Below are 11817 nucleotides of genomic sequence, written 5' to 3' on the forward strand. Positions count from 1 at the left end.
CAAACATAGCAATGACGGGGATGCCGGATGTCAAAAGCAAGTTCGCCTTGGGATAACGAAGCGACGCAATCGACAACGGCACTTGGCCCGCTGGTTGGCCTGGCCCGCGAAGACTTCGTTGGCGCGGTGGCCTTGCTCCTTCGTGAAACCGCTACGGATCCCGGGCGCACGATGAAGCATATGCAGAGTTTCGGGGATGACGTCGTCAAGATCATGACGGGCAAGTCAGAACTGGCACCCGACCCCAAGGACAAGCGGTTCATGGATCCGGCGTGGCGCTACAACCCGTTTTTCCGAGCCGGCGCGCAGTATTACATGGCCGTGCAAAAGGGCATGAAGAGCTGGCTCCATGAGCTGGAGCTGGACGAGCTTGAGCGGGACCGGGCTAATTTCATTTCCAACATCATTATCGACGGCCTGTCACCTACCAACATTCTGATTGGCAACCCCAGCGCGCAAAAGCGCTTGATCGACAGCGGCGGGCTGAGCCTGATCAAGGGTTTGAAGAACGCCTACAACGACATGGTTCACAATCACGGCATGGTCTCGATGGTGGACAAGAAGCCGTTCAAGTTGGGTGAGAACGTCGCAACGGCAAAAGGCGCAGTCGTATATCGCGACGCGATGTTCGAGCTGATCCATTATGCGCCGACAACAGACGATGTCTACGAGATCCCGCAGCTGACAATTCCGCCGCAGATCAACAAGATGTATATCAACGACCTTTCGCCCGAGAAGTCGGTGGTGAAATGGCAGACCGATAACGGCATTCAATGCTTCGTCATCTCCTGGAAAAACCCGACCAAGGAGGAAGGCGTCTGGGGAATGGACGAATATATCGCCAGCTGCCTGAAAGCGGTCGACGTGGTTTGCGCGATCACCGGCGCCCCCAAGGTGAACATTTCCAGCGCCTGTTCCGGTGGCCAGACCGGCGCGATCCTCGCCAGCAAGATGGCAGCCGCGGGGGACAAGCGGCTGGGCGCGCTGACCTATATGGTGACCGTGCTGCACCCCAAGCAGAACGACATCGAAGCAGGATCGCTGATGACCGCCAACGGTCTGGAACTGGCCAAGAAGCGCGCGGCCAAGGCAGGGATCATCAAGGGTAATGATCTGGCCCGCGGCTTTGCCTGGCTGCGCCCCAACGACCTGATCTGGAACTATGTGATCAACAACTATCTGATGGGTGATGATCCGCCAGCATTCGACGTACTGTTCTGGAATGCCGATGCGACCAACCTGTCGGCCAGCCTGATGGGGGATTTCCTCCACCTGTTCGAAACGCTGGCTTTCACCAGGCAAGGTGAAGTCGAGATGGCCGGCCACCCGATCGATCTTTCCAAGGTGACAAGCGACCTGTTCATTCTGGGTGGAACCACCGATCACATCACCCCGTGGAGGGCCTGTTATCGCTCGACCCAGCTGTTCGGCTCAAAGGACGTAACCTTTGTGCTGAGCCAGGCCGGACATATGCAGGCTATTCTCAATCCGCCCGGTAATCCCAAAGCCAAATATTATGTGTCGAAAAAGCCCGGCCATCCGCCTGCCGACGTTGACGAATGGCTGAAGGGAACCGAGGAGGTTGCCGGAAGCTGGTGGCCATTCTGGATGGAATGGGTGCAGAAGCGCTCGGGCAAAAAGGTGCCGGCGCCCAAGGCCGTTGGCAGCAAGAAACATCCGCCGCAGGAACCCGCCCCCGGCCTATACGTACTCGACCAGGCCTGAAGGGACGTCATCGCGTGCAAAAAGATCTGACTGCCGAATTCTCCATGGAAACTGTCGGCGGACGCACGTTGCGCGTCGCACGCTGGCGCTGGGACGAACCGTCTGAGCATTTGCCAGTGCTGTTCTTCAACGGGATCGGCGCCAATATCGAGGCGGTCGCGCCGCTTGCCGAAGCGCTGACCGAGCGGCCGTTCATCATGTTCGACATGCCCGGCGTCGGCGGCAGTCCCGAACCGCTGGTCCCCTACAACCCCTTCACCATGAGCTGGACCGCCAAGGAGCTGCTCAAGCGCTTCAATGCGCCGGAAGTGGACGTCATGGGGATATCCTGGGGCGGCGCCATGGCGCAGCACTTTACCCTGCAGCATCCCGGCACGGTGCGACGCTTGATCCTGGCCGCGACGACTGCGGGGATGATCATGGTTCCAGGAAGTCCCGCGGCGCTGACCAAGATGGCAAACCCGCGCCGCTATATCGACGCAGGGTTCATGGAAGAGCATTTCCGCACGCTCTATGGCGGGCTGACCGGCGGCAAGCAGGAACACATCAGCCGGCTTACCCCGCCCACGCCGCGCGGCTATGTCTATCAGTTGCTGTGCATGCTGGGCTGGACCAGCGTGCCGATGCTGCCATTCCTGAAGAAGGACGTCCTGATCATGATGGGCGACGATGACCAAATCGTCCCGCTGACCAACGGCCGGATCCTGGAATCGCTGATCCCCAACAGCCGGCTCGAGATTTTCGAACAGGGCGGCCACCTGTTCATGCTGACCCACCGGGAACAGACTATTTCGTCGATACGCGGTTTCCTCGACGCGCCTGACCGGGTTCAAAGGGAGGCAGCCTGACGCCATGCGGCATATCGCGATCATCGGCTCTGGCCCTGCCGGGTACTACACGGCCGAGGCCGCGCAGAAGCAGTGGGGCGACGGGGTCCGCGTCGATATCTTCGACATGCTGCCGGTGCCCTATGGCCTGATCCGCACCGGGGTGGCGCCTGATCACCAATCGATCAAGGGTGTCTCGAAACGCTATGAAGGCACCGCACTGACCGAAAACGTGCGGTTCGTCGGCAATGTCACGATCGGCGAAGACATCAGCGTCGATGAACTTCAATCGCTTTACGATGCGGTCGTGCTGGCCACCGGGGCGCCCAACGACAAGCCCGCGGGAATCCCTGGCGAGGGCTTGGAGAACGTCTTCGGCAGCGCTGCCTTTGTTGGCTGGTACAACGGCCATCCGCAATTCGCCAAGCTCAGCCCCGATCTGACCGGTCGCCATGCCGTCGTGATCGGCAACGGCAACGTTGCGCTCGATATCGCCCGGATCCTGGCGAAGACCGGTGACGAATTCCACGGCAGCGACATCGTCGCCCATGCACTCCACGCGCTGCAGAAATCTCAGGTCGAGCAGGTGACCATTCTGGGGCGCCGCGGCCCGCATCAGATCGCCATGACGCCCAAGGAACTGGGCGAGCTGGCGCACCTGACCCGCGCTTGCCCACGGGTCGATGCGGCCGACCTGCCTGAAGAGGCTGAGGACGCATTTCTTGAGCCGGGCCAGCGCAAGTCGGTTGGCCATCTTCGCAGCTTTGCTGCGATTCCCGAGGCATACCGCGCCGACAAACCCGTCGAAATCGCGTTCGACTTCTTCGCGAGCCCGAAGTCGATCCTGGGCGATCGGCAGGTCGAGGGAATCGAGATTGAGCGGACCACGCTGGACAGCGACGGCCGGGCCACTGGAACAGGCGAAACCTATACCATCCCGTGCAGTCTGGTGGTGACGGCGATCGGCTATAAGACCTCCCCCATCCCCGGCGTTCCGTTCGAAGAGCGTGAAGGCCGTTTCGCCAATGTCGACGGCAGGATCCTGCCCGGACTGTACTGCGTTGGCTGGGCACGGCGCGGGCCATCGGGGACGATCGGCACCAATCGTCCCGATGGCTTCTCCGTGGTCGAGCGGATTGCCGAGGATCTGGATGCCGGGCTGATCATTACGGGGGATCGCAAGGGCCGTCCCGGATTCGATGCACTGGCTGAGGCCCGCGGGCTGGACGTCGTCACGTTCCGCGACTGGAAGAAGATCGAGGCGAAGGAAGAAGAACGCGCCCGCGATGGCGCACCGCGTGAAAAGTTCGTCGCGGTGGACGATATGATCAAGGCGCGCGGAGACTGAGCCCTAGCATGATACCAGTCTTGGTTTGCGCCCTGTCTGATCGCATCAGTCTTATGGCTTGCCCCCCTTCCCGGTTCATGTTTTAATCGCCCGGTTAAAGTCGCGCCCTAGAGAGTCGCGGCCATCCGGAGAGAGTCCATGGCAACCTATGATCTGATCATCCGCAACGGCACCATTGTTGACGGTACCGGCGCACCGCGCTTCACTGGCGACGTCGCCGTGAAGGACGGGCTTATCGCGGCCATTGGCACGGTCCATGGCGAAGCTGACCAGGAAATCGATGCTGGCGGCAAGGTCGTCACTCCGGGATTTGTCGACGTCCATACCCATTACGATGGTCAGGCAACCTGGGATCAGGAAATGGCCCCGTCGAGCTGGCATGGCGTGACCACCGTGGTCATGGGCAACTGCGGCGTCGGCTTTGCGCCCGCCGCGCCTGATCGGCACAAGTGGTTGATCGAATTGATGGAAGGCGTGGAAGACATTCCCGGAACTGCCCTGGCCGAAGGGATGAAGTGGGATTGGGAAACGTTCCCCGAATACCTCGACGCGCTGGAACGGATGCCCCGCTCGGTCGATGTCGGCACCCACGTGCCGCATGGCGCCGTGCGCGCCTATGTCCTGGGTGATCGCGAAAAGCCGGGCGCGGTGCCCACTGCGGACGACATCGCCAAGATGGCGCAGATCGTCGAGGACGGGGTCCGCGCCGGCGCGCTTGGATTCTCGACCAGCCGCACCGTCCTGCATCGCTCGATCGACGGCGAAGTGGTTCCCGGCACGACCGCGACCAAGGAAGAACTGATCGAAATCGGCCGGGCCATGGGCCGGGTTGGCCACGGTGTGTTCGAAATGGCCAGCGACATGCGCCGCGAATGGGACGAATTCGGCTGGATGGGCGCCTTGAGCCGCGAAACCGGCCTGCCCTGCACTTTCGCCGCGCTCCAATCGATCGCAAAGGAGCAACCCCTAGACGAGCAGATCGCCAACATGCGGGCCGAAAACGACAACGGTGCCAATATCGTCGCGCAGATCGCGCTGCGCGGCAACGGCATCGTCATGGCCTGGCAAGGCACGGTCCACCCCTTCCGCCTGCGCCCCAGCTGGACCGCGATCACCGACCTGCCCTGGGCCGAGCAGAAGGCCAGGCTGTTCGATCCGGCCTTCAAGGCGCAGCTGCTGAGCGAGGCGCCGGACTACAGCGAAGTCCCGCAGGATGTTGTCGGCCTGATCATGGTCGTCAGCGCTGGCTGGGGTATGCAGTACGTTATGGACGATGACTTCGATTACGAACCCCAGGCCGATGCCAGCATCGCCGCCAGGGCCGAAAAGGCCGGTAAGTCTGCGGAGGAATTTGCCTATGACCTGCTGTGCGAAAACGACGGAACCGGGTTCATCTATCTGCCGATCCTCAACTATGCCGACGGCAACCTCGATTTCCTTGAAGCACTTCAAAACAGCGACGATTGCGTCAATTCGCTGTCCGATGGCGGGGCGCACTGCGGCACGATCTGCGACGCGGCGAGCCCGACCTTCATGCTTCAGCACTGGGTCCGCGATCGCAAGCGTGGCGGGAAGATCAGCCTGGAGAACGCGGTCAAGCGCCAGTGCAACGACACCGCGCGGCTCTATGGCCTCGATGATCGCGGCGTGATTGCTCCCGGATACCTGGCCGACCTCAATGTGATCGACATGGACGCGATCAAGCTGGGCAAGCCGTGGCTGGCCTTTGATCTGCCAGCGGGTGGCAAGCGACTGCTGCAGCGGGCCGAAGGCTATGTCTGCACGATCAAGAGTGGTGTCGTCACCTTCCGCGATGGCATCTGGACCGAAGAGACACCAGGCGGACTGATCCGCGGACCGCAGCGCGTTGCTCTGGCCGAGGCAGCCGAATGAGCCAGCGCGCGGTTCGTGTCGGTTCGCCCGCCACGCTCGATACGCTTCTTCCCGCTACTGCGGAGGATCCCGGCCAGCCGGGAGTTGGAGAAATTCGCGTAAGACTGCAGGCCAGCTCGCTCAATTTTCACGATTTTGCGGTGGTGAATGGCCTGATCCCGGCAGCTGCCGGGCGAATCCCGATGTCCGACGGGGCAGGCGTGGTCGAGGCCGTGGGCGACGGGGTCACCCAGTTCAAGGTCGGCGATCCGGTGGTTTCGATCTTCTTTCCCGACTGGATCGATGGCAGCCCGCCCGCCAGCGCCTTTACCCGGGTGCCGGGCGACGGAATCGATGGCTATGCGCGCGAAGCGGTAGTCACCCCCGAGCATTGGTTCACCCGCGCTCCCGCCGGATACAGCGCTGCCGAGGCCGCGACCCTGACCTGCGCCGGGTTGACCGCCTGGCGCGCCTTGTTTGTCGACGACGCAGTCCGCCCTGGTTCAACCGTGCTGATCCAGGGCAGCGGCGGCGTATCCGTATTCGCGCTGCAATTTGCCAAGGCGGCGGGCGCGCGAGTCATCGCAACTTCGTCTTCCGACGCAAAGCTGGAACGGCTCAAGGCGCTCGGCGCGGATGAGCTGATCAATTACAAGGAAACCCCCGCATGGGGGATGAAGGCGCTGGAACTGACCGGCGGCGCGGGTGTCGACTGCGTGGTTGAAATCGGCGGTGCGGGAACGCTTGACCAGTCGATGATGGCGACGCGGGTGGGCGGCCATGTCGCGCTGATCGGGGTGCTGGCGGGCTTCGCCGGACCGGTCCAGACCGCGCTGCTGATGGCCAAGAACCTGCGCGTCCAGGGGCTGACCGTGGGCAGCCGTCAGCAACAGCTCGACATGATCGCCGGCATTGAAATGAACGGCATCAAGCCGGTGATTTCAGACCACTTCCCGCTCGAGAACCTGGCCGACGCGTTCCGCCATCAGGCCGCGAACAAGCACTTCGGCAAGATCGTGGTCGACATCTAGGGCCGGATCACGATCCCCACCGCCGGATCGGCCTTGCCCGCCAAGGTATCGGCAAATGCTGCGCGCGCCGCGTCGAGCCCATTGCGCGCGTCGACCCGCACAGCGCCGTCGGTTTCGGCGATGAACTTGGCCCAACTGTGCGCGACGGCTTCGCCAAATGCCTTCGGCCCCAGATCCTTAATCGCGGCAACCGCGTGGTCGGGGGCGAAGAACAGCACCGGCTGCGGCCCCGGAATCGGGCCATTGTCGCGGCCGAAGCCAGCGCCGACGTGGGTCGCACCGACAGTGCACGAATAGCACAGGTTATCCCCCAGCTCGGTGTGGAGTGCATGGAGCAGCGCGGCATTGCCGGCGAAATCGACCGACACGCTGGGGACCTTCGGCAGGTCGGCGACGGCATCGTAGGCCAGCACCTGGTCATAGAACCCGCCGCTGCGGACGAAATCGACATTACCAAGCGAGGTCAGCCCGATCCGCCGCACTTGCGGCGACCGGTCGCGCGCGACGCTGGCCAGCGCCATCGCGGTCTTTGACGAAGCCGAGGTGATAATCACCGCCTCCGCCCCGAACCAGCCTTCGCGGCGCATCATGCTCTCGATCAGGAACCCGGTCTTGAACAGCGGGCCAAAGATCATCCGTTCAGCCTCGCGCGCAGGATCATGCTCGGGATCGGCCGCCAGACGGCTGTACTGGTTATAGATCGGACTCATCGGTTGACGATGTGCCGCGGCATCGATGAACCCGCCAGCAGTGACGCTATCGGGCAGAACATCGAGATGGGTAGCCATCGGCAGATAGCCATAGACCCGTTCGCCCACGCCGATGTCCGGATGCCGCGATTGCTCGACCACCGCGTGCCCCCACATTGGCACCACGCCCCAGGCACCTTCGCCGGGAAAGAAGTTCCAATAGCCGAAAGCGTCGCCAACCACGGCATAGGTGACGTTGTTGGCAGTGACCGAGAAGCTTTCGATCCGCAGCCGCACCTCGCCGTCGCCAAGGGGAGCGTCAGGCTGATCGACGATCCGCGATTGCGTCAGATCGCTGCGGTTGACCTGTACTATCGTGTTCATGCTGTCTCTCCCAATTGCGGGGAGACTAGGGCACCATCGTCACAGGTCAATCGGCGCAGATCACACTCGCATCGGCATCAGCACATAAAGCGCAGGGCTCTTGTCGTCCTGGCGGATCAGGGTCGGCGCGCCGGCATCGGCGAGGTGCAGCTCGACGGTGTCGCCCTCGATCTGGCCAAGGATATCCTTGAGGTAGTTCGCGTTGAAGCCGATCTCAAACCCGGCCGAGCTGTAGTCGGCGGGGACTTCCTCGGCAGCGGTACCGTTGTCGGGCGAGGTAACCGAGAGCGTGACCTTGTCGTTTTCCAGCGCCATCTTGACCGCGCGGGTCTTTTCAGTGGCGATGGTGGCGACGCGGTCAACCCCTTCCCAGAAGCTGCGCGGATCGAGCTTCAAGAGCTTGTCGTTCCCGGTCGGGATCACGCGGGTATAGTCGGGGAAGGTCCCGTCGATCAGTTTGCTGGTCAGCACCACGCCGTTCTCGCCGCCCAGGGTAAAGCGAATCTTGCTGGCCGACAGGTCGATCAGCACGTTCGAATCGGCGGCTTCTTCGAGCAGCTTGCGCAATTCGGCGACGCATTTGCGCGGCACGATTACGTCGGGCATGCCCTGCGCGCCGTCGGGCCGGACCAGGGTATAGCGCGCCAGGCGGTGGCCGTCGGTCGCGGCGGCCTTCAGCTCCTCGTCCGAGACGTGGAGAAAGATGCCGTTGAGGTAATAGCGGGTTTCCTCGGTGCTGATCGCAAAGCGGGTGCGATCGATCAGCTGGGCCAGCGTCGAGGCGGGCAGCTCAAAGCTGGTCGGCAGGTCGCCTTCGACAATCATCGGAAAATCGTCGCGCGGCAGCGTGGGGAGCGAGAAGCGGCTGCGCCCGGCCTTGACTGTCATGCGGTTGTCGGCGGTTTCCAGGCTGACCTGGCTGCCGTCGGGCAGCTTGCGCGCGATGTCGAACAGCAGGTGGGCGGAAACGGTGATCGCCCCCGCGCTCTCGACCGAGACCGCGCCCAGGCTTTCGACCACTTGCAGGTCGAGGTCAGTGGCCATGACCTTGACCGTGCCGTCGCCCGACGCCTCGATCAGCACGTTCGAGAGGATCGGAATGGTGTTGCGCCGTTCGACGACGGACTGGACGTGCGACAGGCACTTGAGCAGCGTCGCGCGTTCGATGGTGGCCTTCATGGTCGTTACCCGTGTCCCCTGGGGGGCGCACGCCGCCGGAATCGCCCGCGCGCGCCGTCTTTTCGGACTGCCTTTCTTAGCGCCAGAGGCCTTCGCGGCAAGGCTGGAAGCCGAACTACCGGGCGAATCTGGGGATAAATGCGCAGCTTGCGGCGCGCACTTCGGGCGCAGTCACGAAATCATCGCCATCCCGCCATTTACGTGCAACGTTTGCCCAGTGACATAGCCGGCTTCCTTACTGGCCAGGTAGGCGACCGCCGCGCCCACATCCTCGCCCTCGCCCATCCGGCCCATCGGGATCCGGGCGTTGAGCGCGTCCTTCTGGGCATCGGGCAGAACCTCGGTCATGGCGGTGCGAATGAAGCCGGGGGCGACGCAATTGACCGTGATGCCGCGGCTGGCGACTTCCTGGCCGAGCGACTTGGACATGCCGACCAGCCCGGCCTTGGCCGCCGCATAATTGACCTGGCCGGGATTGCCGGTCGCACCGACGACGCTGGTGATGGTGATGATCCGCCCGTGGCGCGCCTTCATCATCGGCTTGCACGCAGCGCGCATCAGGCGGAAAGCGGCCTCAAGATTAACGCGGATCACTGCATCCCATTCCTCATCCTTCATCCGCATCGCCAGGTTGTCGCGAGTGATCCCGGCGTTGTTGACCAGGATGTCGATCTTGCCCAGCGTGTCGACCGTGGCCGGCACCAGATGCTCAACCTGTTCGGCATTCGACAGGTCACAGGTAATCTCGATGTGATCGTGGCCGTAGGTATCGTTGAGCTCCTCGCGGAACGCACGCAGCTTGCCCGGATTGGTCCCTGACAAGGCCAGCCGCGCGCCCTGCCGCGCCAGCGCATGGCTGATCGCCGAGCCGATCCCGCCAGCAGCGCCGGTGACAAGGGCGGTCATCCCGGAAAGGTCGAAGAGGCGGTTTTCCATGTCTCAGAGCTCCTTGGCGAGTGCTTCGATGTCGGCCATGCCGACGACGCTGGTGATGCCGACGTCCTGCACCGTGCGGCCGATCATCGGGCCCAGCACTTTGCCGCCCAGTTCGACGAAGGAGTCGACCGCGGCCGCCTGCATCGCGATCACGCTTTCGCGCCAGCGGACGCGGCCGCAGACCTGTTCGACCAGCAAGCGGCTGACATCGGCCGGTTCGGTGACCATTGCAGCGGTGACATTGGCGAATAGCGGCACCCGCAGCGCGCCCGGCGCAGTCTTGCCCAGCGCATCGGCCATGGCGTCGGCTGCTGGCTGCATCAGCGGGCAATGGAACGGCGCCGACACCGGCAGAAGGACGCCGCGCTTGATCTCGAAGTCCTTGACCATGGCGATGGCACGCTCGATTGCGGCCTTGTGGCCCGAGAGCACGACCTGGCCCGGATCGTTGTCGTTGGCGACGGTGCAAACTTCACCCTCTGCCGCTGCATCGGCCAGTGCCTGAGCCTTGTCGATATCGGCCCCCAGCAAGGCGCACATCGCTCCGACGCCCACCGGCACGGCGGCCTGCATCGCCTGGCCGCGCAGTTTCAGCAGGCGTGCAGTGTCGGCAAGGCTGAACGCGCCCGCGGCGCACAGCGCGGTATATTCGCCAAGGCTGTGACCGGCGACGAAGTCGGCCTTGTCGGCCAGACTGATACCGCCTTCGCGTTCCAGCACGCGCAGCACGGCAATGGCATTGGCCATGATCGCCGGCTGGGCATTCTCGGTCAGGGTCAAGGCTTCGTCCGGCCCTTCGCGCATAATTGCGGAGAGATTCTGGCCGAGTGCCTCGTCAACTTCCTGGAAAACTTCGCGTGCGGCGGGGCTGGCGGCGGAAAGATCCGTTCCCATGCCGACCTTCTGGCTACCCTGCCCCGGAAAAACGAATGCTCTCATCGCGTCAGCTCCTTTGCGCGGCGCGGTTATTGCGCGCCCTCACGTCCGGCAAGCCCGAACGGCACGATCTTGTTGGCAACGTCGTGTCCGATATCGGCCCGGCCGTGATAGGGGATCGCGTGGCGGGCGCACCAGTGCCGCGCGATCGCCTCGGCATCGCAGCCGAATTCGATATCGTTTTCGAGCACGTCGCCAACCCGCCCAAGCCGCAGCCCGGCGACGCCGCCGAGATGGGCGGTGAGATGGAAGAACAGCCGATCGACCGCATAGAGATGCTCTGATACTTCCTCGATCAGCACCACATGACCGGCCAACCCTGGCATCAACGGACCGCCGCACAGCATTGCCAGGGTTGTTAGGTTAAATGCCGCGACTGGATGGTGATCGAGCGACGGTTCCAGCCCGCCACGCTCGCCGGACAGATAGCCCAGCACCCGCCGCACCGCGACTTCGCCGCCTGGTCGGTTGATATCCGACGGCATCGGCGCATGAACCGGCAGGCCGATCCGATCGCGGTACAGCCCTCCCAGAAGCGTGCCGCCGTCGGAATAGGCAAGGAAAGTCTTCTGTTCGGCCGCCGCGGTGAAGCGGCCGAGGGCGTCCTCGACCACCCGCGCCGCGCCATAGCCACCGCGCGCCGCCCAGACCGCATCGAACCCGGAATCATTGGCGCATTCGGCCAATGCCTCAACGCGTTCGGCATCGGTCCCGGCGAAATGTCCGGCGCTGCGAAAGCATTGTGGGTGGAACTGCAATTCGATGCCCGGATAATCCGCCGCCAGCGCCTGGACCCGCTGGGCGACGTCTTGGGTTATCGCACGCGAGGGTGCACAGATCGCAACACGAACCATGCCCCTTCGTAACCCGGTTGCGCTTGGTAGCAAGGC

The 11817-nt window shown here is 63.3% G+C and carries 10 protein-coding genes; 5 read left to right on the top strand and 5 right to left on the bottom strand.

Annotated features, from left to right (window positions below):
* Nucleotides 1–27: 27 nt before the first annotated feature.
* From ACFFF7_RS00315 to ACFFF7_RS00335, 5 genes are all read left to right on the top strand, one after another.
* A complete protein-coding gene (locus ACFFF7_RS00315; RefSeq protein ID WP_379479373.1) occupies nt 28–1725 on the top strand; it encodes a PHA/PHB synthase family protein in 1698 nt (565 codons plus the stop codon).
* Between the two features lie 14 nt (nt 1726–1739).
* On the top strand, nt 1740–2573 hold the full coding sequence (locus tag ACFFF7_RS00320) for an alpha/beta fold hydrolase (RefSeq protein WP_379479374.1): 834 nt from the start codon (nt 1740–1742) through the stop codon (nt 2571–2573).
* A 4-nt stretch (nt 2574–2577) separates the two neighbouring features.
* Nucleotides 2578–3900 (top strand): FAD-dependent oxidoreductase, encoded by a 1323-nt coding sequence (locus tag ACFFF7_RS00325; protein WP_379479375.1) that lies wholly within the window; start codon nt 2578–2580, stop codon nt 3898–3900.
* Between the two features lie 138 nt (nt 3901–4038).
* Nucleotides 4039–5793 (top strand): N-acyl-D-amino-acid deacylase family protein, encoded by a 1755-nt coding sequence (locus ACFFF7_RS00330; RefSeq protein WP_379479376.1) that lies wholly within the window; start codon nt 4039–4041, stop codon nt 5791–5793.
* Nucleotides 5790–6803, top strand: a complete 1014-nt coding sequence (locus ACFFF7_RS00335; protein WP_379479377.1) for a zinc-dependent alcohol dehydrogenase family protein — start codon at nt 5790–5792, stop codon at nt 6801–6803. Before ACFFF7_RS00330 ends, ACFFF7_RS00335 begins: the two co-directional genes overlap by 4 nt.
* Here the strand turns inward: ACFFF7_RS00335 and ACFFF7_RS00340 are convergent.
* The 5 genes from ACFFF7_RS00340 to ACFFF7_RS00360 all read right to left on the bottom strand — a co-directional run bounded on the left by ACFFF7_RS00340 (nt 6800) and on the right by ACFFF7_RS00360 (nt 11781).
* Nucleotides 6800–7876 (bottom strand): DUF2855 family protein, encoded by a 1077-nt coding sequence (locus ACFFF7_RS00340; protein ID WP_379479378.1) that lies wholly within the window; start codon nt 7874–7876, stop codon nt 6800–6802. The genes ACFFF7_RS00335 and ACFFF7_RS00340 overlap by 4 nt on opposite strands.
* A 60-nt stretch (nt 7877–7936) precedes the next feature.
* The gene (gene dnaN, locus ACFFF7_RS00345) at nt 7937–9055 is read right to left on the bottom strand and encodes a DNA polymerase III subunit beta (protein ID WP_379479379.1); all 1119 of its coding nucleotides are present in this window, start codon (nt 9053–9055) and stop codon (nt 7937–7939) included.
* A 171-nt stretch (nt 9056–9226) separates the two neighbouring features.
* Entirely contained in the window at nt 9227–9991 is a 765-nt protein-coding gene (fabG, locus tag ACFFF7_RS00350; protein WP_379479380.1) for a 3-oxoacyl-[acyl-carrier-protein] reductase, read from the bottom strand.
* A gap of 3 nt (nt 9992–9994) precedes the next feature.
* A complete protein-coding gene (gene fabD, locus ACFFF7_RS00355) occupies nt 9995–10930 on the bottom strand; it encodes an ACP S-malonyltransferase (RefSeq protein WP_379479381.1) in 936 nt (311 codons plus the stop codon).
* Nucleotides 10931–10956: 26 nt separating this feature from the next.
* A complete protein-coding gene (locus ACFFF7_RS00360) occupies nt 10957–11781 on the bottom strand; it encodes an LD-carboxypeptidase (protein ID WP_379479382.1) in 825 nt (274 codons plus the stop codon).
* Nucleotides 11782–11817: the final 36 nt, after the last annotated feature.

Source organism: Novosphingobium aquiterrae (assembly GCF_042434435.1).
Classification (GTDB): Bacteria; Pseudomonadota; Alphaproteobacteria; order Sphingomonadales; family Sphingomonadaceae; genus Novosphingobium; species Novosphingobium aquiterrae.